General features: G+C 71.4%; 17 protein-coding genes. 8 read left to right on the top strand and 9 right to left on the bottom strand.

Going from position 1 to position 19,849, the window contains the following annotated elements; genetic code table 11:
* The first annotated feature begins 90 nt into the window (after positions 1 to 90).
* Positions 91 to 972: a lytic polysaccharide monooxygenase auxiliary activity family 9 protein gene (locus ACQPXG_RS18270; RefSeq protein ID WP_433468899.1), complete on the top strand. Its 882-nt coding sequence runs from the start codon at positions 91 to 93 to the stop codon at positions 970 to 972.
* Here the strand turns inward: ACQPXG_RS18270 and ACQPXG_RS18265 are convergent.
* A complete protein-coding gene (locus ACQPXG_RS18265) occupies positions 957 to 1,739 on the bottom strand; it encodes a TetR/AcrR family transcriptional regulator (RefSeq protein WP_433468898.1) in 783 nt (260 codons plus the stop codon). The two genes, ACQPXG_RS18270 and ACQPXG_RS18265, sit on opposite strands and share 16 nt — an antisense overlap.
* A gap of 151 nt (positions 1,740 to 1,890) precedes the next feature.
* Between ACQPXG_RS18265 and ACQPXG_RS18260 the strand changes: the two genes are divergently transcribed.
* From ACQPXG_RS18260 to ACQPXG_RS18250, 3 genes are read left to right on the top strand one after another with little or no spacing between them, the layout of a single operon-like run.
* Positions 1,891 to 2,871, top strand: a complete 981-nt coding sequence (locus ACQPXG_RS18260) for an ATP-binding cassette domain-containing protein (RefSeq protein ID WP_433468897.1) — start codon at positions 1,891 to 1,893, stop codon at positions 2,869 to 2,871.
* The gene (locus ACQPXG_RS18255; protein WP_433468896.1) at positions 2,868 to 3,695 is read left to right on the top strand and encodes an ABC transporter permease; all 828 of its coding nucleotides are present in this window, start codon (positions 2,868 to 2,870) and stop codon (positions 3,693 to 3,695) included. The genes ACQPXG_RS18260 and ACQPXG_RS18255 overlap by 4 nt, the downstream gene beginning before the upstream one ends.
* An 18-nt stretch (positions 3,696 to 3,713) precedes the next feature.
* The gene (locus ACQPXG_RS18250; RefSeq protein ID WP_433468895.1) at positions 3,714 to 6,002 is read left to right on the top strand and encodes a glycoside hydrolase family 3 C-terminal domain-containing protein; all 2,289 of its coding nucleotides are present in this window, start codon (positions 3,714 to 3,716) and stop codon (positions 6,000 to 6,002) included.
* On the opposite strand, the gene ACQPXG_RS18245 is transcribed toward ACQPXG_RS18250, so the two are convergent.
* The 8 genes from ACQPXG_RS18245 to ACQPXG_RS18210 form a co-directional block, all read right to left on the bottom strand.
* Positions 5,950 to 6,870 carry a sugar phosphate isomerase/epimerase family protein gene (locus ACQPXG_RS18245; protein WP_433468894.1) on the bottom strand — a complete coding sequence of 307 codons (921 nt, stop codon included), beginning with the start codon at positions 6,868 to 6,870 and terminating at the stop codon, positions 5,950 to 5,952. The genes ACQPXG_RS18250 and ACQPXG_RS18245 overlap by 53 nt on opposite strands.
* Entirely contained in the window at positions 6,867 to 7,883 is a 1,017-nt protein-coding gene (locus ACQPXG_RS18240; RefSeq protein WP_433468893.1) for a Gfo/Idh/MocA family oxidoreductase, read from the bottom strand. Before ACQPXG_RS18240 ends, ACQPXG_RS18245 begins: the two co-directional genes overlap by 4 nt.
* A 17-nt stretch (positions 7,884 to 7,900) precedes the next feature.
* A complete protein-coding gene (locus tag ACQPXG_RS18235; protein WP_433468892.1) occupies positions 7,901 to 8,863 on the bottom strand; it encodes a TIM barrel protein in 963 nt (320 codons plus the stop codon).
* Positions 8,864 to 8,891: 28 nt separating this feature from the next.
* Positions 8,892 to 10,391, bottom strand: coding sequence for a CoA-acylating methylmalonate-semialdehyde dehydrogenase (locus tag ACQPXG_RS18230; RefSeq protein ID WP_433468891.1), 1,500 nt, complete (start codon positions 10,389 to 10,391; stop codon positions 8,892 to 8,894).
* On the bottom strand, positions 10,388 to 12,289 hold the full coding sequence (gene iolD, locus ACQPXG_RS18225) for a 3D-(3,5/4)-trihydroxycyclohexane-1,2-dione acylhydrolase (decyclizing) (RefSeq protein ID WP_433468890.1): 1,902 nt from the start codon (positions 12,287 to 12,289) through the stop codon (positions 10,388 to 10,390). Before iolD ends, ACQPXG_RS18230 begins: the two co-directional genes overlap by 4 nt.
* A gap of 5 nt (positions 12,290 to 12,294) precedes the next feature.
* Positions 12,295 to 13,191, bottom strand: coding sequence for a 5-deoxy-glucuronate isomerase (gene iolB / locus ACQPXG_RS18220; RefSeq protein ID WP_433469989.1), 897 nt, complete (start codon positions 13,189 to 13,191; stop codon positions 12,295 to 12,297).
* Between the two features lie 70 nt (positions 13,192 to 13,261).
* Complete coding sequence (iolC, locus tag ACQPXG_RS18215; RefSeq protein WP_433468889.1) at positions 13,262 to 14,284, bottom strand: 5-dehydro-2-deoxygluconokinase; 1,023 nt, start codon at positions 14,282 to 14,284, stop codon at positions 13,262 to 13,264.
* A gap of 107 nt (positions 14,285 to 14,391) precedes the next feature.
* Complete coding sequence (locus tag ACQPXG_RS18210; protein ID WP_433468888.1) at positions 14,392 to 15,417, bottom strand: LacI family DNA-binding transcriptional regulator; 1,026 nt, start codon at positions 15,415 to 15,417, stop codon at positions 14,392 to 14,394.
* A 329-nt stretch (positions 15,418 to 15,746) separates the two neighbouring features.
* Here ACQPXG_RS18210 and ACQPXG_RS18205 point away from each other — a divergent pair, with 329 nt between their 5' ends.
* The 4 genes from ACQPXG_RS18205 (at position 15,747) to ACQPXG_RS18190 (ending at position 19,787) form a co-directional block, all read left to right on the top strand.
* Positions 15,747 to 16,745, top strand: a complete 999-nt coding sequence (locus ACQPXG_RS18205) for a sugar ABC transporter substrate-binding protein (RefSeq protein WP_433468887.1) — start codon at positions 15,747 to 15,749, stop codon at positions 16,743 to 16,745.
* A gap of 63 nt (positions 16,746 to 16,808) precedes the next feature.
* Positions 16,809 to 17,864 (top strand): ABC transporter permease, encoded by a 1,056-nt coding sequence (locus ACQPXG_RS18200; RefSeq protein ID WP_433468886.1) that lies wholly within the window; start codon positions 16,809 to 16,811, stop codon positions 17,862 to 17,864.
* Positions 17,861 to 18,733 carry an ATP-binding cassette domain-containing protein gene (locus tag ACQPXG_RS18195; RefSeq protein ID WP_433468885.1) on the top strand — a complete coding sequence of 291 codons (873 nt, stop codon included), beginning with the start codon at positions 17,861 to 17,863 and terminating at the stop codon, positions 18,731 to 18,733. Before ACQPXG_RS18200 ends, ACQPXG_RS18195 begins: the two co-directional genes overlap by 4 nt.
* A 280-nt stretch (positions 18,734 to 19,013) precedes the next feature.
* Entirely contained in the window at positions 19,014 to 19,787 is a 774-nt protein-coding gene (locus ACQPXG_RS18190; protein ID WP_433468884.1) for a peptidoglycan recognition protein family protein, read from the top strand.
* Positions 19,788 to 19,849 lie beyond the last annotated feature (62 nt).

The following is a 19,849-nucleotide window of genomic DNA, read 5'->3' as shown; positions in this document are numbered from 1 at the left end:
CCCGCAGCGCGATGCGCTGGTGGACATGTGAACCCTTCGTGGGCGGGGGCGCGTACTCCTGAGAGTTTTCCGACCTAAGGGGGCAGTGGAGTGGGCGCTCGTGTACCGGCCGCCGCGACCGTGCTCGGGATCCTGTTCGGGATGGCCCTTCCGGCCGCACCGGCCAGGGCGCACGGGGCGCTCGAGAACCCGGGGAGCCGCGCGACCGGCTGCGAACCCGGTCGTGGCGCCGGCCGGGCGAGCGCCGCCTGCCGGGCGGCGGCGAGGTTGAGCGGCGCGGCGCTCGCCGAGTGGGACGAACTGCGAGTACCGAACGTGCGCGGCCGCGACCGCGAGATGATCCCGGACGGCGAGCTGTGCAGTGCGGGCATCGAGCGGTTCCGCGGGCTGGACCTGGCGCGTGCGGACTGGCCCGCGACCCGGCTGACGGCCGGCGCCCGCCACACCTTCCGCTACCGGGTGTCGATCCCGCACCGGGGCGGCCTCCGGCTCTACGTCACCCGCGACGGCTACCAGCCCACCCGACCGCTGACCTGGGCGTCGCTGGAATCCAAGCCGTTCCTTGAGGTGACGGACCCGCCGCGGCGGAACGGGGCGTACGCCTTCGCCGGCCGCCTTCCCCGCGGCAAGACGGGACGGCACGTGATCTACACCGTCTGGCAGACCTCGGACACGCCCGACACCTACTACTCCTGCTCCGACATCACGTTCAGCGCCGCCCGCACGCGACCGGCGGATCGCGGCGCGACGCCCGCGCGCACCGGGGGCGCCACCGCTCCAGGCGGGCGCACACCGGGCGGGCAGGTACCGGGCACCTCGGCCAGACCCGTGGCCGCCACGTCCGAGGAGAAGCCTCCGCAGAACACGGAGTTGCTCGTCGTGGCGGGAGGAATCGCCGGGCTGGTGTTGATCCTCTCGATCGGCGGTGCGGTCGCGGCTGTCCGCCGGATGGGCATTCACCGGGAACTCTGACCCGGTCGGCCTTCCGGCGCGTCGAAGATTGAGGCGAATCCGTCGTGAAGCCTGTTCAGGCCGAAGTCGAAGAGCTGTTCGTAAGAGAAGTCGAAGGTGTTCACGGCGAGGTCGGCCATGGTCGGGAAGTCGCCGCTGCCGAGGGCGTTCTCTAGTGTCGGTGCCTGGGCGGCCCAGAACTCCTCGTTGCTGACGCCGGTCCGGTGCTCGGCGCGCCGCTCGTTGACGTAGCGGCGGGCGACGCCCTCCACATAGTCGTTCTGGACGCTGATCAACATGAGGAGCGTCCGGTCGTCCACGCCGGTCGGGCGCAGCCGGCCGAGGAACCGGTCCAGCCCGCGCATGGCGTTGGGGCCGAGGAGCGGACGGCTCTGGTCGACGAACGGGTACCAGGGGTGGTCCATGCACAGCCGCCACAGGTGGTGGGCGTCGGCCGTGAGGATCTCGCGCCAGCCGAGGCGCTCGTCCTGCTCCGGCTCGGGGACGTCGATGACGTGGTCGAGCATGAGGTCCAGCAGTTCGCTCTTGCCGGGGACGTAGCGGTAGAGCGTCATCGTCCCGACGCCCAGGCGGGTCGCGATGTGGCGCATGGACAGCGCTTCGAGTCCCTCCGTCTCGGCGAGTTCGTCGGCGACCTCGACGGCCGCGGCGACGATCCGGCCGAGGCTGAGCGTGGGCGGCCGTCCGCGGGGCGGCCGGATCCGGTCTCCCCACAGCAACTTCAGGCTCCGCCCGAGGTCGCGGCCGTCGCCGTGCTCCGTCGTCATCGTTCGTCCTGCTCCTTCGGATGCGGCACCTGCTGCGCGCACGCTCAGACGCTATCGCCCTGGAGTGCTGTGCCGGGCACACACTTAGGGCATGGTGTACGCAAATTCGCGTATGCTGTACGCGAAGTAGGGTCAGGGGACAGGAGGCCACATGCCCGACAACGCGATCCTCGCCGAGGGGATCCGCAAGGACTATGGGGAGAAACGCGCGCTCGACGGCTTCGATCTGGCGGTGCCGAAGGGCATGGTCTACGGTCTGCTCGGCCCGAACGGAGCGGGGAAGACCACGGCCGTGCGCATCCTGACCACGCTCGTCCGGCTGGACGGCGGGCGCGCGGAGGTCACCGGGCTCGACGTCGCCGCGCAGGCCCGGCAGGTGCGCCGGCGGATCGGGCTGGCCGGGCAGCATGCCGCACTGGACGAGGTCCTCACCGGACGGCAGAACCTGCGCATGTTCGGGCGCCTGTTCCATCTGGGCAAGAAGCGCGCGGCGCAGCGGGCCGAAGAGCTGCTGGAGCGGTTCGACCTGGTGGAGGCGGCCGACAAGGGGCTCAAGGAGTACAGCGGCGGGATGCGCCGCCGTCTCGACCTCGCGGCCAGCATGATCCTGGCACCGGACGTGCTGTTCCTGGACGAGCCGACCACCGGGCTCGATCCGCGCGGCCGGAACGAGGTGTGGCGGTCCGTCCGGTCGCTGGTCGCGCGGGGCACGACCGTCCTGCTGACGACGCAGTACCTGGACGAGGCCGACCAGCTGGCCGGGCGCATCGCCGTCCTCGACCGCGGCCGGGTCATCGCGGACGGCCCCCCTGAGTCGCTGAAGCGACTGATCGGCGGGGACCGGATCGAGGTGGTGGTGCGCGACCCCGCGACCCTGTCCGCGGCGGCCGCCGTGGTCGCCCGCGTCGCGTCCGCCGAGCCGCAGACCGACGTGGCGGCGGCGCGGGTGCACGCGCCGGTCGCCGAACGGGTGGCCGCGCTCACCGAGGTCGCCCGCACGCTGCAGGACGACGGCATCGCCGTGGAGGACATCGGGCTGCGGCGGCCGACGCTGGACGAGGTGTTCCTGCGCCTCACCGGACACCACACCGAGGACGAGGCACCGAGGAAGAAGGCGGGGGTCGAAGCGTGACCGTCCAAGGCAAGACGGCCGACGACGGACTCGGTGGGCGGCTCTACTGGGCCGTCGCGGACTGCTGGACGATCGTCCTGCGAGGCCTGACGCACTACGTCCGGCAGCCGAGCAACATCGCCTGGCAACTCGGGTTCCCCATCGTCTCGGTGCTGTTGTTCGGCTATGTCTTCGGGAGCGCGATGTCGGTGCCCGGCGGTGGCGACTACCGCACGTTCCTGATGCCGGGCATGTTCGGCATGACAATGGCGATGGGCTTCATGAACACCGCCTATGTCGTCGTGTACGACAGCGCACGCGGGGTCACCGACAGGTTCCGGTCCATGCCGATGTCGCCGTCCGCCGTCGTCACGGGGCGCGGCGTCGGCGACCTGATCGGCGCGACCCTCGACCTCGTCGTCCTGGCCTTGACGGCGCTGGCGGTCGGCTGGCGCTCCGACGGCGGCCTGCCGGGGACCCTCGGGGCCTTCGGCCTGCTCCTGCTGCTGCGTTTCGCGCTGATCTGGATCGGCGTCCTGCTCGGGCTCCTGGTGCCGAACGAGGAGGCGGCCGGCAGCCTGTTCGCGGTGGCGTTCCCCTTCGCGATGATCTCCAGCGCGTTCGTCGCTCCGTCCCTGATGCCGCACTGGCTGGGGACGATCGCGATGTGGAACCCGGTGTCCGCCACGGTGACGGCCTCCCGCGAGCTGTTCGGCAATCCTGTGGCGGCCGGCGACACGTGGATCGAACAGCACGCCATGCTGATGGCGATCGTCTGGCCGGTCGCCATCACGGCGGTCTTCCTACCCTTGGCGGTCCGTCGTTACCAGGGGCTGAGCCGCTGACCACAGCAGGGAGCGAGCATGACCGACGTCACCCATCGACTGAACGTGCAGGCGATCCTCGCCGAGCTCACCCTCGCGGAGAAGGCCGAACTGCTGGACGGCTCGGACTTCTGGCACACGCAGCCCGTGGAGCGCCTCGGCGTGCCGGCGATCATGGTGACGGACGGCCCGCACGGGCTGCGCAAACAGGCGGCGAGCGCCGACCACCTGGGCCTGAACGCGTCGGTGCCGGCCACGTGCTTCCCGCCTGCGGCCGGCATCGCCTCCAGCTGGGACCCGGCGCTCATGCGGCGGGTGGGCGCGGCGCTCGGCGACGAGTGCCGCGCCGCCGAGGTGGCCGTGCTGCTCGGCCCGGGTGTGAACATGAAGCGCTCCCCGCTGTGCGGCCGCAACTTCGAGTACCTCTCCGAAGACCCCGCGCTCGCGGGCGAACTCGCCGCCGCCATGGTGGAGGGCGTGCAGAGCAGGGGCGTCGGCACGTCGGTCAAGCACTTCGCGGCGAACAACCAGGAGACCGACCGCATGACGGTCTCGGCCGAGATCGACGAGCGCACCCTGCGCGAGATCTACCTGCCCGCGTTCGAGAGGGTCGTCACCGGCGCCCGGCCGTGGACGGTGATGTGCTCGTACAACAAGATCAACGGCGTCTACGCCTCGGAGAACCGCTGGCTGCTGAACGACGTGCTGCGCCGAGACTGGGGGTACGAGGGCCTCGTGGTCTCCGACTGGGGCGCCGTCAACGAGCGCGACAAGGCGGTCGCCGCGGGCCTGGACCTCGAGATGCCCGCCTCGGGCGGCGTCGGCGGCCGCACCGTTCTCGATGCGGTGCGCGCCGGCACGCTGAGCGAGGCCGACGTCGACCACGCCGTGGCGAACATGCTGGGCCTGGTCGCCAAGGCGCAGGCCCGCGAGCCGCTCGACGGTTTCGACGCCGACGCGCACCATGCCCTCGCCCACGAGGCTGCGCTCGCCAGCGCGGTGCTGCTGAAGAACGAGGGCGGCGTCCTGCCGCTCGATCCGGGCGCGAGGGGCCCGGTCGCGGTCATCGGCGAGTTCGCCCGTTCCCCGCGCTTCCAGGGTGCCGGCTCGTCGCAGGTCGACCCCACCCGTGTCGACTCGGCCCTCGACAGCCTGCACGCCGCGCTGGACGGCACGCGCGAGGTGGTGTTCGCCCCCGGTTTCGCGATCGAGACGCTGGCGACGGACCCGGCGCTGGTCGACGAGGCCGTGCGCGCGGCCGCGGCCGCCGACGTCGCCGTTGTGTTCCTGGGCCTGCCGCCCTCCTATGAGTCTGAGGGCTACGACCGCGAGCACATGGATCTGCCCGCCAACCAGGTCGCGCTGCTCCGGGCCGTCGCCGCGGCCAATCCACGCGTCGTCGTGGTGCTCTCGAACGGCTCGGCGGTCACGGTCTCGGACTGGGAGGACGAGGCACAGGCCGTGCTGGAGGGCTGGCTGCTCGGCCAGGCGGGCGGCGCCGCCATCGCCGATCTGCTGCTGGGCGTCGCCTCGCCTTCCGGCAAGCTGGCCGAGACGATCCCGATGCGCTTCCAAGACAACCCCACCGTCGGCAACTTCCCCGGTGAGAACCGCGTCGTGCGATATGGCGAGGGCCTGCTCATCGGGTACCGCTGGTACGACGCGCATGGGCTTCAGGTGTCCTACCCCTTCGGCCATGGGCTGTCGTACACGAGCTTCGCCTATTCGGGGCTCGAGACCGAGGTGCTCGAAGACGGCGCGAGGCCGCGTGTCCTGGTGCGCCTGACCGTCGAGAACACCGGTGAGGTCGCCGGGGCCGAGATCGTGCAGTTGTACGTGACCGACCCCCAGGCATCCGCCTACCGCCCCGAGCAGGAACTGCGCGCCTTCGCCCGCGTCGCCCTCGAACCCGGCCAGGCGAAGACCGTGACCCTCGAACTCGGCTCCCGCGCCTTCGCGTACTGGGATACCGGCAGCGGCCATACCCGCCGCGGCGCCTGGGTCGTGGAGGGCGGCGAGTTCGGCCTGCGCGTCGGCGCGTCCAGCCGCGACATCCGTCTGTCGGGGACCGTCGTGCTCTCCGGTGACGAGACGCCGGCCCCGCTCGGCGTCGACTCGACCGCGGAGGACTTCCTGGCGCATCCCGCGGCCGGGCGGTGGCTCAGGCAGCGCCTCGAAGGCACGCGGATGGGCGCCAGACTCTTGGACGGGCCGCATGGCCGCATGATGCGGGCGATCCCCCTGGTGCGCCTGTCCCGGTTCCCTGGTGCGCCGTTCACCGAGGCCGACCTGGCCGAAGCGGCCCGGGCGTTCTCACCACCGGCCTGACGGCCGCGGTCAGTTCCTTGGAGATCCGTTCCAGCATGAAGGTTGCGGACTCGCGGGCGCGTTCCTCCCAGGCGAACACACAGACCGTGGCGACGCCGTCGAAGCTCACGTCGCGGAGCGTGCCGAAGAGGGCGTCCCAGTCCACTTCGCCCTGGCCGATGTCGAGGTGCTGGTGGATGCGGGCCGGGGTGCCCGGCGGGTTGAGGATGTAGCGCAGACCGGAGGAGCCCTTGTGGTTGAACGAGTCGGCGAAGTGCACATGGGCGAGCTTGTCGCCGGCGTAGAGCAGCATCGAGGCGATGTCGGCACCCGGATCGTCGCCAGACAGATGGAAGGTGTGCGGGGCGCAGTACAGGTAGTTCACCCAGGGCTTGTTGATGGCCCTGACCAAGTCCACGGCGGGCTCGTTGACCTCGCAGAAGTCGTCGGGATGCGCCTCGAGGTTGAGCGCGATGCCCTCCCGTTCGAGGATCGGCAGGAGTTCCTCCATCGACCGCCAGAACGCGGCCTCGCTCTCGGCCGCGCGCTCCGGGCGGCCGTTGAACTCGGAGTTCATCAGCGTGCAGTCCAGCTCGACAGCGACCTGGATCATGCGTTTCCAGTAGCGGACGGCCGCCTGCCGCTCGGCCTCGTCAGGGCTGGACCACCTGTAGAGCGGAAGGATGGACGACAGTTCCACGCCGGTCTCGCGCAGGGCCGTCTTGAGTTCGGCGACTTTGTCGTCATCGGCCCTGGGATGCAGGAAGAACGGCATGAAGTCGCCGCGGGGCGACAGTTCGATGTAGGAGTAGCCGATGTCGGCCGCGGTGCGGACCGTCTCGGCGATCGGCAGTGCGCGGAACATGTACGGGTCCAGGGCGATCTTCAATTCTGCGCTCCCGTGTAGAAGGACGGACGCGGTTCCATGTCGACGGGGACGATCTCCCCCGTCTTCAGCGCCTCCACGGTCGCGTCGCCGACCGCGGTGGCCGCGTAGCCGTCCCAGGCGGAGGGGCCGGTGGCCGTGCCCGCCGAGGCGGCGTCCACCCATGCCTGGATCTCGGCGTCGAACGCGTCGCCGAACCGCTCCCGCCAGTCGGTCACGACGGCGACGCCTTCCCGCCCGTCCAGGCGCACCGCGGGCCGGGCCGGGTCGGGCAGCCGGGCGGCGCCGGTCTCGCCGACGACCTCGCAGCGGATGTCGTAGCCGTACTGGCAGTTGACGAAGACCTCCACGTCGACGCGGACGCCGCCGGAGGTCTCGAACAGCATGATCTGAGGGTCCTGGAGATGGTCGAACCGCCGCCGGGTCGGACGCGGGGTGAGCACCTGCGCCGAGACGATCTCCTCGTCCAGGAGCCAGCGCAGCGCGTCGACCTCGTGGATGGCGGTGTCCAGCATCGCCATCTCGGAGGTGTAGGACACCGGGACCGTGGGGTTGCGGTGGGCGCAGTGCACGATCAGCGGGGCGCCGATGTCGCCGGCGTCCACGAGCCGCTTCAGCCGCCGGTAGGCGTCGTCGTAGCGGCGCATGAACCCGACCTGGACCAGGCGGCGGCCGTGCGCGGTCTCGGCCCGCAGGATGCGCAGGCAGTCGGCCGCGTCGGTGGCGAGCGGCTTCTCGCAGAACACCGGTTTGCCGGCCGCGACGGCGGCCAGCACGTACTCGGCGTGGGTCGGTCCCCATGAGGTCACCAGCACGGCGTCCACATCGGGACGGGCGACCACCTCGGCACCCGACGTGTGCGGCCGGGCACCGGCCTCGGCGGCGAGCAGTCCGGCGCGGTCGGCCGCCAGGTCGGTGACGGCGACCACCTCGGCGCCGGTGACGACGGTCGTCAGCCGGCGGGTGTGTTCCTGGCCGATCATTCCGGCCCCGATCACTCCGACGCGCAAGGGCATCGCGTTCTCCTGTCCGATCAGTGGTGTGGGTGCGTCCGGGGACGGCCGCCGCCGGAGAGTCCCTGGCCGGCCAGGTAGTCGCGGGTGCGCCTGGCGATGGGGAGCGGGACGTCCGGCTCGCACGGATAGAGGTCCTGCTCGACGATCACGAACAGTTCGGCGTCGAGCGTGGACAACTCGGCGATGACGTCGGCCGGGTTCGGCACGCCCGCCGGAGGCTCGACGCACACGCCCCGCCGGACCGCCTCGCCGAAGCCGAGGTCCTCGGTCGCGACCTGGACGAGAACGTCCGGGTCCATCTGCTTGATGTGCACGTAGCCCATGCGCTCGCCGTACCGGCGGATCAGGTCGACGGCGTCGCCGCCCCCGTAGGCGACGTGGCCGGTGTCCAGGCACAGGTTGACGTAGCGGGAGTCGGTGCCGTCGAGGAGTCGCTCGATCTCGGGCTGGGTCTGGATGTGGCTGTCGGCGTGCGGATGGACGACGAGCCGGACGTCGTGCTCCTCCAGGAGGATCTTGCCCAGCTCGTCCGCCGCGGCCGTGAGCCCCCGCCACTGGCCGGGAGTGAGCGTGGGCTCCTCCGTGAACGCACCGGTCTTCTCGTCACGGAACATCGGCGGGATGAACACCAGGTGGTGGGCGCCCGAGGCGGCGGCCAGCCCGGTGACCCGGCGCACTTCGGCGAGCATCGCGGGCCACTCGTCCGGGCGGTGCAGGGCCCCGAAGGTGGTGCCGCCGGAAACGCTCAGCCCGCGCGAGCCGACCTCCTCGGCAAGGCGTTCCGGGTCGGTGGGCAGGTAGCCGTAGGGCCCGAGCTCCAGCCACCGGTATCCGGCCTGTGCGAGCTCGTCGAGGAAGCGGGTGAAGTGGACCTGGCGTTCGTCCTCGGGGAACCAGACGCCCCACGAGTCGGGCGCCGAGCCGAGACAGAGGTTGCCCGCCACGGTGCGGGCGGCGTCCGGGCCGGAGATCGTCGTCATCGTGCTGCTCCTTCTCGGGAGGGCAGGCTCAGCCTGCGGTCGGGAAGCTGAAGGCGGCGGGGGACGCGGAGCCGTGGGCGTGCGGCCAGCGCGTGGTGACGACCTTGGGGCGGGTGTAGAACCGCACGCCCTCAGGACCGTGAATCGGGCTGTCGCCGATCAGCGAGTCCTTCCAGCCGCCGAAGGAGTAGTAGGACATCGGCACCGGGACCGGGACGTTGACGCCGATCATGCCGACCCTCACCTCGCGCTGGAACCGGTGCGCCGCGCCGCCGTCCGCGGTGAAGATCGCGGTGCCGTTCCCGTAGGGGTTGGCGTTGACCAGCGCGATCGCCTCGTCCAGCGAGGCGGCGCGGACGATCGCCAGCACCGGGCCGAACAGTTCCTCCCGGTAGGCGTCCATCTCCGGGGTGACGTGGTCCAGCACCGAGGGCCCGGTGAAGAAGCCCTCCTCGTGGCCGTCCACCTTCAGTCCGCGCCCGTCGACGACCACGGTGGCGCCCTGTGCGGCGGCCGCCCCGACCGCCGCTTCTATCCGGTCCAGGGCCGCCCGTGTGACCAGCGGTCCCATGTCGCTGGCTGGAACGTTCCCAGGGCCGACGCGGATGTCCCGTGCCTTCCGTTCGAGGACGGTCGCCAGCGCATCGGCGGCGTCCCCGACGGCGACGGCGACCGAGACCGCCATGCAGCGCTCACCGGTCGACCCGAAGGCGGCGGCGGTGAGGTGGGCGGCGGCGAACTCGGGGTCGGCGTCCGGCAGCACGACGGCGTGGTTCTTGGCGCCCCCCAGCGCCTGTACGCGCTTGCCCGCCGCGGTGGCGCGCTCATGCACGTACCGGGCGATGGGGGTGGAGCCGACGAACGAGACCGCGGCGATCCCGGGGTGGTCGAGGACGGCGTCCACGGCCTCCTTGTCACCGTGCACGACGTTGAAGACCCCGTCGGGCAGTCCGGCCTCGGCGTACAGCCGGGCGATCAGCGCGGACGCCGAGGGATCCCGCTCGCTCGGCTTGAGCACGAAGGTGTTGCCGACGGCGATGGCGATCGGGTGCATCCACAGCGGCACCATGACCGGGAAGTTGAAGGGGGTGATGCCGGCGCACACGCCCAGCGGCTGCCGGAGGGTGTGCACGTCGACCCCGCGCGACACCTGGTCGGAGTGGCCCCCCTTGAGCGCCTCGGCGATGCCGCAGGCGTACTCGACCACCTCCCGGCCTCGGACGATCTCGCCCCGGGCGTCGTCGACCACCTTGCCGTGCTCGGCGGAGACGATCTCGGCGAGCTCGTCCTCGTGCCGGACCAGCAGCTCCCGGAAGGCGAACATGATCCGCGTCCGCTGGGACAGCGACGTCTCCTGCCAGGACGCGAACGCGGCGCTCGCGGCGGACACGGCGGCGTCCACATCGGATGCCCCCGCCAGCCACACCCGCGCCCGCTTCTGCCCGGTGGCCGGATTCCACACTGGGGCGTACCGCCCGGACGTCCCCGGCGCCGGGGAGCCGTTGATCCAGTGCTCGATGGTCGTCACGTCGTCTCCTTCGTGGGCGGGGTCAGGTAGTGCCGCTGGGCCTTCTTGGCGGCGGCGTAGGTCTCGTAGGCCCGGCGGGTGCTCTCCAGCTCCGACACCTGGCCGACCGGCACGTCCCACCAGCCGGACCCGGGCGGGTTGGGGCCGAGGAGGTCGGTCTCCACGTGCACGACGGTGGTGCGGCCGGCCGCCTTGGCCTTCGCGATCGCGGCGCGGAACTCCTCCACGCCGTTGGCCCGGATGACGTCGGCGCCAAGGCTCGCGGCGTTGGCCGCCAGGTCGACGGGCAGCACATCGCCGTCGAGCAGGCCGCTGCCGGGATCGCGGTAGCGGTACCGGGTGCCGAAGCGCTGGGAGCCGAGGGACTCCGAGAGCGAGCCGATCGAGGCGAACCCGTGGTTCTGCACCACGATGACGACCACCTTGATCTCCTCGGAGACCATGGTGACGATCTCCTGCGCCATCATCAGGTACGACCCGTCGCCGACCAGCACGAACACCTCGCGGTCGGGATCGGCCATCTTGACGCCGAGGCCCGCGGCCACCTCGTAGCCCATGCAGGAGTAGGCGTACTCGACGTGGTAGGCCTTCGGGTCGGACGCGCGCCAGAGCATCTGCAGGTCGCCGGGCATGCTCCCGGCCGCGTTGATCACCACGTCACGGGGCCCGGCCAGTTCGTTGAGCGCGCCGAGGATCTCGGTCTGCGCCGGGAGCGGGCCGTGGCCGAGGCGGTGGCACTCCTCGGTCGCGCGCCGCCACTCCCCCGCCAGCCGCCGGGTGCGCTCCCGATGGGCGGGGTCGACCTCCCAGCCTGTCAGTTCGGCGGCCAGGGCGTCGATGCCGCGGCGGGCGTCAGCGACGAGCGGGAGCGCCGAGTTCTTCACCGCGTCCAGCCGCGTCACGTTGAGGTTGACGAACGTGACGCCGGGGTCGCCGAACACGGTGCGGCTCGCGGTGGTGAAGTCGCTGTAGCGGGTGCCGATGCCGAGCACCACGTCCGCCTCGGCCGCCAGCGCATTGGCGGCGGCGGTGCCGGTGGCGCCGATGCCGCCGACGGCGCACGGATGGTCCCACGGCACCGCGCCCTTGCCGGCGTGCGTGTCGGCGACCGGGATCCCGGTCGCCGCGGCGAAGCGCCGCAGCTCTTCGGTGGCCTCGGAGTACACCACGCCGCCGCCCGCGACGATCAGCGGCCGCCGCGCCGAGCGGAGGAGCGCCGCCGCCGACCTGATCTCCTCGGGTTCCGGCGCCGGGCGGGCCACCCCCCACACCCGGCGCCGGAAGAAGTCGACCGGCCAGTCGAACGCCTCGGCCTGGACGTCCTGCGGCAGGCAGAGGGTGACCGCACCCGTCTCCGCCGGGTCGGTCAGCACGCGCATCGCGGCGAGCGCGGCCGGGATGAGCTGCTCGGGGCGGCTGATCCGGTCGAAGTACTTGGACACCGGACGGAAGGCGTCGTTCACCGACACGTCCCCGGCCCGGCCGTCCTCCAATTGCTGCAAGACCGGATCCGGGACGCGGGTCGCGAACATGTCGCTCGGCAGCAGCAGCACCGGCAGCCGGTTGGTGGTCGCCAGCGCCGCGCCGGTGATCATGTTCGTCGAGCCGGGGCCGGTCGACGCGGTGCAGGCGAAGGCGGCCATGCGGTTCCGCATCTTGGCGAACGCGCTCGCCGCGTGCACCATGCCCTGTTCGTTGCGCGCCAGATAGTACGGAAGGTCGACGTCCTCGGTGTGCGCGGACTGCAGCAGCGCCTGGCCGATGCCGGCGACGTTGCCGTGCCCGAAGATGCCCCAGACGCCGGGGATGAGCCGCTGTTCGACGCCGTCGCGCGCGCTCCACTGCCGGGCCAGGAAGCGGACGAGTGCCTGCGCCGTCGTGAGCCTGATCGAGTCCATCGGGCTCAGGCCTCCTTCCGGACGGGACCGCCCGCGGAGGTCAGCGGCACGCGCGGGTCGAGCGTCGCGGTGTCCCAGGTGCCGCGCACCCAGGCGTGGGCCGGGTCGTCGCAGATCAGCCACGCCCGTTCGGGGGCCGGCCCGGCCATCACGTTGAGGTAGTAGAGGTCGTAGCCGGAAGCGGCCATGGACGGGCCGTGCCAGCCGTGCGGAATCAGCACCGCGTCCCTGTCCCGCACCTCGGCGAGCACGTCCAGGGGACGGCCGGGCGTCCCGTAGACCCGCTGGTATGCCACCCCGGGCCCGGCGGGACCAGCGGCGATCTCGAAGTAGTAGATCTCCTCAAGGCGGCTCTCCCCCTCGCGCGTCTCGTCGTGCTTGTGCGGCGGATAGGACGACCAGTTGCCGCCGGGCGTCAGCACCTCGCACACCAGCAGCCGGTCGGCGGGGAAGCCGTCCGGCATGCAGTAGCCGTTCACCTGCCGGCTGCAGTTCCCGGCGCCGCGCGGCTCGACGGGCACCTGCTCCGCCGGGCCGTAGCGCACCGGCAGCCTGTGCTCGCAGCGGGCCGACGGCAGGGCGAACCGGCCGCCGTCCCGGCTGCTGATCACCGCCTCGGCGGCGCGCGGCAGGTAGACGAAGTCGGTGACGCGGTCGAAGACGTGCTCGCGGCCGGCCACGTCCACGGTCCGGCCCTCGCACTCCACCCGGCAGCCGCCGGACAGCGGAAGCACCAGGTGCTCGGCGTCCCCCGTGTCGATCGTGTGCGATCCGCCCGGGGGCAGGTCCAGCACGCGCAGCCCGGAGTAGCCCCAGCCCGCCGACTCGGGCGTGATCACCGCCGCGAAGGGACCGTCGGCGGTCTGCCCCGCCCGCACGTGCAGTTCGGCGTCTGCGCTCATGACCGGGCTCGCGCCCCGCTCGATCGCGCCGGGGTCGTGCGCCCGGGTGTCGATGATGTCCCGCAGCCGGTCACGCATGGTCCACCCGCCTCGTCGTCTCGCCGTGCGCCGCACGGAGCCGGGCGAGGACCTGCTCCTCGGTCGGCATGGCGTCGGAGCAGGCCAGTTCGCCGGCGACGTGCGCCCCGGCGGCGTTGGCGAACGAGATCGTGCGGCCCAGGTCCCAGCCGGCCAGCAGCCCGTGGCACAGTGCGCCGCCGAAGGCGTCGCCCGCCCCCAGTCCGTTGACGACCTCGACCGGCACGGGCGGGACCTCCACCGGCCCGGCGTCGCCGACCGCCAGCACCCCGTCCGGGCCGCGCTTCACCACGGCCAGCGAGACGCCGCACTCGCGGAGCGCCCGCGCGGCCTCGTACGGGTCGCGCACGCCCACGGCCGTCGCGCACTCGTCGAGGTTGCCGGCCGCCACCGTGACGTGTTCCAGCGCCTTGCGCACCCAGGCGCCCGCCTGCTCCCGCGAGTCCCAGAACATCGGCCGGTAGTCCAGGTCGAGCACGGTGATCCCGCGCCCTTCCCGTGCCTCCAGCGCGGCCAGGGTCGCCGAACGGCTCGGCTCGGTGCACAGGCCGGTGACCGTCACCCAGAAGATCCGGGCTTCCGCGATCGCCTCGAAGTCCAGCTCCCCGGGTGCGATGTCGAGGTCGGGGACCTTGGGAGCCCGGTAGAAGTACAGCGGGAAGTCGTCCGGCGGGAAGATCTCGCAGAACGTCAGCGGCGTATGCAGACCGTCCGACTCGCCGACGAACCGGGCGTCCACGCCGTAGCCCGTCAGCGCCTGGCGCACGAAGGTCCCGAACGGGTCCGCGCCGGTCTTCGTGATCACGGCCGAACGGCGGCCGTACCTCGCCGCGGCCACGGCCACGTTCGTGGGGCTGCCGCCGAGGAACCTGCCGAACCTGTCGACGTCCTGGAGCGGCACCCCGGTCCGCAGGGGGTACAGGTCGACGCCGACGCGCCCCATCGTCAGGACGTCGAACGGCTCGACGTCCCCGGGCGGCGGCGGTCCGCCTTCCCCGCGCCCCGCACTGTTCACGTGGTGACCTCCCATGGCCCCGGCCCGCTGTGATCCATCACGCTTCTAGAGCGCTCTAGTTTCCCGACTATGAGCCCGCTCACCGAGGGTTGTCAAGACCGCCGGCGCTAGGTCCGGCAGGACGCGGTGGTGCCGCGGACGACCAGGTGGGGGCTGATGACGAAGTCCCGGTCGGTCCTGCCGTCGCCGGACAGCCGCGCGACGGCCCTCTCCACGGCCAGGCTCGCCATACGGCCGGCGTCCTGGCCGATGGTCGTGAGGTTGACGTGGGACAGGCGCGACAGCCGGCTGTCGTCGAAGCCGATGACGGAGACGTCCCCGGGAACCGAGACCCCGGCCCGCAGGAGCGAGTCGAGCACCCCGGCGGCGCAGTCGTCGTCGTAGGCGATCACCGCGGTGGGCGGTTCCCCCCCGTCCAGGAGCAGCCGCGCGGCGGTCGCGCCGGACTCGGCCGTCTGACCTCCGGGGACGATCCGGGCGCTGCCGCCGAGGCCGTGCCGCCGCATGGCGGCCCGGTAGGCCCGCCGCCGGTCGGTCGCCTTCGGGCTGCGGCCGCCGTCGATGTGGGCGATGTCCCGGTGCCCGAGCTTCACCAGGTGGTCGACCGCCTGGCGCATCCCCGCCTCCTCGTCGGTGTGCACCAGGTCGATCGACGGCTCCCGCAGCCGGCGGCCGACGGCGATCAGCGGCACCCGCCGCGCGAGCTCGTCCAGCCTCGTCGCGGGAGATTCGGGGCCGAGCATGATGAGCGCGTCGCAACGGTAGCCCAGCAGGGTCTCCACGGCGCGGCGCTCGTCGCGGCGTGGGGTCAGGGCGCTGAGGACCACCTCGTAGTCGGAATCGTCCGCCGCGGCGTAGATCCCCTCGATGAGGTCGGTGTGGAAGGCGTGCTGCACGTTGAACGTCACGCCGAGCAGCCGCGGGCTGTTGCGGGCGAGCAGCCGGGCGCGCGTGTCCGGCCGGTAGCCGAGTTCGTCGGCCGCCTTGAGCACCCTTTCCCGGGTCTCCTCGCTGGCGCCGGCGACCCCCCGGATGACGATCGACACCAGCGCACGGGACACCCCGGCCCGCGCCGCTACATCCTCCAGCGTGGGCCGTTTCGCGCCGCCGCCTCTCGCGGATCGCCCGGTCAAGGCCGCCCCCTTCGCATCGAACATTGCGACCAACTTGCCGCATATGTATTGACATGCTCTTGTGACCCTCATCATAGTGATGGCACTAGAGCGCTCTATGACCCTCAGCTCGAACAACTCACCAGGTATAGCACCCCGATCCGGCGGACCTCGGAACTAGAGCGCTCTAACCGGGAACGCTCCGTGACCCGTGAGCGCCCGCGACACACCACACCCTGCGGTCGGACCCGGTACACGCAGCCCGAGTCGAACTCCAGATCACCTTCGCCCGCGGGCACGGCCGGCGGGCCCACATCCAACAGCAGCGAACGCGATAGATGGAGACGCCCATGCTGAGAACCAAGCGAGCGGTGGGGACCGCCCTTCTGGCGGTGTCCGTCCTGACCGCCGCGGCCGCGTGCAGTAGCACCGGCGGCAAGAAGGCCCAGGACGAGGGGCAGGCGGTGGGGGCGGGCAAGGCCGACACACCGCGCATGAAGGTCGCGATGATCACGCATGAGGCTCCCGGCGACACGTTCTGGGACATCGTCCGCAAGGGTGCCCAGGCCGCGGCCGCCAAGGACAACGTCCAGCTCGTCTACTCCGCCGACCCGGACGCCGGCAAGCAGGCCACCCTGGTGCAGAACGCCATCGACAGCAAGGTCGACGGCATCGCCGTGACCCTCGCCAAGCCCTCCGCGCTGTCCGGCGCGGTGCAGAAGGCCAAGGCCGCGGGCATTCCGGTCGTCGCCTTCAACTCCGGGCTGGACGACTGGCAGAAGGCCGGCGCGCTGGAGTACTTCGGCTCCGACGAGCATCTTGCGGGAGAGAGCGCCGGCAAACGGCTCTCCGCCGAAGGTGCCAAGCACGTCCTGTGCGTGCCGCAGGAGCAGGGACAGGTCGCCCTTGAGGCGCGCTGCGAGGGTGTGGCCAAGGGCTTCACCGGCACGACGACCAAGCTCTACGTGACCGGCACCAACATGCCGTCGGTGCGGTCCACCGTCGCCGCCAAGCTCAAGGAGGACAAGAGCATCGACCGCGTGATCATGCTGGGTGCGCCGTTCGCCCTCACCGCGGTCCAGTCGGTCAAGGACGCCGGAAGCGACGCCAAGGTCGCCACCTTCGACATGAACACCGAGCTGGTGAAGGCCGTGCAGAACGGCGACGTCGAGTGGTCGGTCGACCAGCAGCCGTACCTGCAGGGCTACCTCGCCGTCGACTCCCTGTGGCTCTACAAGACCAACGGCAACGTCATCGGCGGTGGCAAGACCACCGCCACCGGGCCCTACTTCGTCGACAAGAGCAACGTCTCCACCGTCCTGCAGTTCGCGAACCGGGGGACGCGATAACGACCCCGACCAGGGCGTCTCCCGAGGCGACCCGGCCTCTCCCCCGGACCCATGGAGGTTCTGATGAGTCAAACACTGGACATCGGCGTCCGCCCGCCGATTCCCGACGAACGGCTCACCCGCAGATCGCCGCTGGCCCGGCTGCTCGGGCGCCCGGAGATCGGATCGCTGGGCGGCGCGATCGTCATCTACGCGTTCTTCTTCGCGGTCGCAGAGCCGTTCCGCGGGCTGGACGCCCTGGCGACCATCCTCTACGCCGCCTCCACGCTCGGCATCCCCGCGGTCGGCGTCGCGCTGCTCATGATCGGCGGCGAGTTCGACCTGTCGGCCGGGGTGGCGGTCACCAGTTCCGCGCTGGTCGCCTCGATGCTCGCCTTCCAGCTCACCGCGAACCTGTGGGCCGGCATCGGCGTCTCGCTGCTGGTGGCGCTGGGGGTCGGCGCGCTGAACGGCTATCTGGTCGTCAGAACGGGGATCCACAGCTTCCTGGTGACCCTGTCGACCTTCCTGATGCTGCAGGGTCTGAACCTGGCGGTCACCAAGATCGTCACGGGCAATGTCGCCAGCCCCAACATCTCGGACATGGCGGGCTTCGAGTCGGCCCGCGCGTTCTTCGCCTCCGAGTGGGACGTCGGCGGTGTGTCGCTGCGCATCAGCGTCCTGTGGTGGCTGCTGTTCGTCGCCATCGCCACCTGGACGCTGCTGCGGACCCGCGTCGGCAACTGGATCTTCTCGGTCGGCGGCGCCGCCCCGAGCGCCCGGGCCGTGGGCGTGCCGGTGCGCGGCGTGAAGATCGGCCTGTTCATGACGGTGGGTTTCACATGCTGGTTCACCGGCATGAACCTGCTGTTCTCGTTCAACACCGTCCAGTCCGGCGAGGGCGTCGGCAACGAGTTCCGGTACATCATCGCGGCCGTCATCGGCGGCTGCCTGCTCACCGGCGGCTACGGCTCGGCGATGGGCGCGGCGATCGGCGCGTTCATCTTCGGCATGGCCACCCAGGGCATCGTCTACGCCGGATGGAACCCGGACTGGTTCTTCTTCTTCCTCGGCGCGATGCTCCTGTTCGCCACCCTGTTCAACCTCTGGGTCCGCCGCCGGACGGAGGCGAGCCGATGACCGTCACCGGGACGCCGCTCGTCCGGCTGGTCAAGGCGGGCAAGCGCTACGGCAACATCATCGCCCTCACCGGCGTCGACCTGGAAGTGGGCGCGGGCGAGGTCACCTGCGTGCTGGGCGACAACGGCGCGGGCAAGTCCACCCTCATCAAGATCATCGCCGGTCTGCACCAGCACGACGAGGGAGCCTACGAGGTCGAGGGCGAGCCGGTGCGCTTCGGTTCCCCTCGCGACGCGCTGGCCCGCGGCATCGCGACCGTGTACCAGGACCTGGCGGTCGTCCCGCTCATGCCGGTGTGGCGCAATTTCTTCCTAGGCTCCGAGGCGCGCAAGGGGTGGGGCCCCGCCGGCCGGCTCGACATCGGCTTCATGCGGCACACGACCAAGACCGAACTGGCCAACATGGGCATCGACCTGCGCGACGTCGACCAGCCCATCGGCACCCTGTCCGGCGGTGAACGCCAGTGCGTGGCCATCGCCCGCGCCGTCTACTTCGGGGCCAAGGTCCTCATCCTGGACGAGCCCACCGCCGCGCTCGGCGTCAAGCAGGCCGGGGTCGTGCTGCGCTACATCGTCCAGGCCCGCGAGCGCGGGCTCGGCGTCATATTCATCAGCCACAACCCGCACCACGCCTTCCCGGTCGGCGACCGGTTCCTGCTGCTCAACCGCGGCCGCAGCGCCGGCTACCACGCCAGGGGCGAGATCACCCGCGAGGAGCTCACCGGGCTCATGGCCGGCGGCGCCGAACTGGAGGCGCTCAGCCACGAACTGGAAGGCACCGGCGCGAACCCGGAGATCCAGCAGATCGCCGCCGAACTCGAACACGAGGTCACCGAGCTGACCGGACGGCCCCCGAAGGAGAGGGCGTGAATCGCTCCGTCGCCCCGCTCGAACTCACCGGTCCGCGAGGACGGCCGGCCTGACCCGCGGGCGGCCCGGGCGGGACGGTGGAGCCCGACCACCGTCCCGCCCGGCAGGGTACGTCAACGTCTTCGCGCCCGCCGGGCGGTATTCCGGCATGAGCAGCAGGGACCCGGTGAGGTGCCAAACGCCGGACTCCCAGCTTGATCACTTTTCACCTGTTCTCCCGGCGGTCCTTCGGTTAGGGATGATCAACAGGTCGATGTTCGATGGCAAGGAGCCCCCCGCCATGTCCGACTCACCATCGCTGGCCCGCCGCGCCTTCCTTGCGCGCGCGGGCGCCGTCGCAGGCGGCGCCGTCCTGCTCGGAACGGCCGATCTCGCCCGCCCAGGACCCGCCGACGCCTACACCAAGCCGCGCGTCTACACCCGGGCCGAGTGGAACGCCCGTCCGCCGGTCTCCCCGGCGCAGATCATCGCCGCGCCCGACCATCTCGTCGTCCACCACATGGCCTTCCCCAACTCCACCGACTACTCACTCACCCACGCGCTTCAGTTGTCCCGCGACTGCCAGGACCTCCACATGGACGACAACGGGTGGGACGACACCGGCCAGCAGCTCACCATCAGCCGCGGCGGCCACGTCATGGAAGGACGTAACCGCTCGCTCGAAGCCATAGGCCAAGGCGCCAACGTGCTGGGCGCACAGACCGCCAACAACAACGGCCACACCCTCGGCATCGAGAACGAGGGCACCTACATCACCGAACTCCCCACGGTGGCCCTGTGGAGCGCCCTCGTCCAGACGCTGGCCTGGCTGAGCGACGTCTACGACCTCGATCCCCACGCCGCGATCGTGGGGCACCGCGACTATGTCGCCACCCAATGCCCTGGCGACGCCTTCTACGCCGAGCTGCCTCGGCTGCGCAACGAGGTCGCCGATGCGCTCGGCGCCTCCCTCGCCGCCGAGCGCACAGTCCCGTTCGCCCGCACCGACCTGCCCGGCCCCCGCCGCCGCGGGGACCATGGCCCGGCCGTCGGCCCGAACGAACACTCGCGCTGACCGCACCGCCCTGACGAAAGGGCGCCCGCCGTTGGCCGGGCGTCCTTTCGGTGGTCGGTAGG

The organism is Spirillospora sp. CA-128828, from assembly GCF_050945415.1.
Lineage (GTDB): Bacteria > Actinomycetota > Actinomycetes > Streptosporangiales > Streptosporangiaceae > Spirillospora.
This window is presented reverse-complemented; position numbering and strand designations above follow the sequence as displayed.

What these genes read in the sequence shown, in the direction of transcription:
- ACQPXG_RS18265 (WP_433468898.1), bottom strand. Translation starts at nt 1,739, where the DNA reads ATGACGACGGAGCACGGCGACGGCCGCGACCTCGGGCGGAGCCTGAAG.
- ACQPXG_RS18235 (WP_433468892.1), bottom strand. Translation starts at nt 8,863, where the DNA reads ATGACGACGATCTCCGGCCCGGACGCCGCCCGCACCGTGGCGGGCAAC.
- ACQPXG_RS18260 (WP_433468897.1), top strand. Translation starts at nt 1,891, where the DNA reads ATGCCCGACAACGCGATCCTCGCCGAGGGGATCCGCAAGGACTATGGG.
- ACQPXG_RS18240 (WP_433468893.1), bottom strand. Translation starts at nt 7,883, where the DNA reads ATGCCCTTGCGCGTCGGAGTGATCGGGGCCGGAATGATCGGCCAGGAA.
- ACQPXG_RS18195 (WP_433468885.1), top strand. Translation starts at nt 17,861, where the DNA reads ATGACCGTCACCGGGACGCCGCTCGTCCGGCTGGTCAAGGCGGGCAAG.
- ACQPXG_RS18200 (WP_433468886.1), top strand. Translation starts at nt 16,809, where the DNA reads ATGAGTCAAACACTGGACATCGGCGTCCGCCCGCCGATTCCCGACGAA.
- ACQPXG_RS18250 (WP_433468895.1), top strand. Translation starts at nt 3,714, where the DNA reads ATGACCGACGTCACCCATCGACTGAACGTGCAGGCGATCCTCGCCGAG.
- ACQPXG_RS18190 (WP_433468884.1), top strand. Translation starts at nt 19,014, where the DNA reads ATGTCCGACTCACCATCGCTGGCCCGCCGCGCCTTCCTTGCGCGCGCG.
- iolD (WP_433468890.1), bottom strand. Translation starts at nt 12,289, where the DNA reads ATGGACTCGATCAGGCTCACGACGGCGCAGGCACTCGTCCGCTTCCTG.
- iolB (WP_433469989.1), bottom strand. Translation starts at nt 13,191, where the DNA reads ATGAGCGCAGACGCCGAACTGCACGTGCGGGCGGGGCAGACCGCCGAC.
- ACQPXG_RS18205 (WP_433468887.1), top strand. Translation starts at nt 15,747, where the DNA reads ATGCTGAGAACCAAGCGAGCGGTGGGGACCGCCCTTCTGGCGGTGTCC.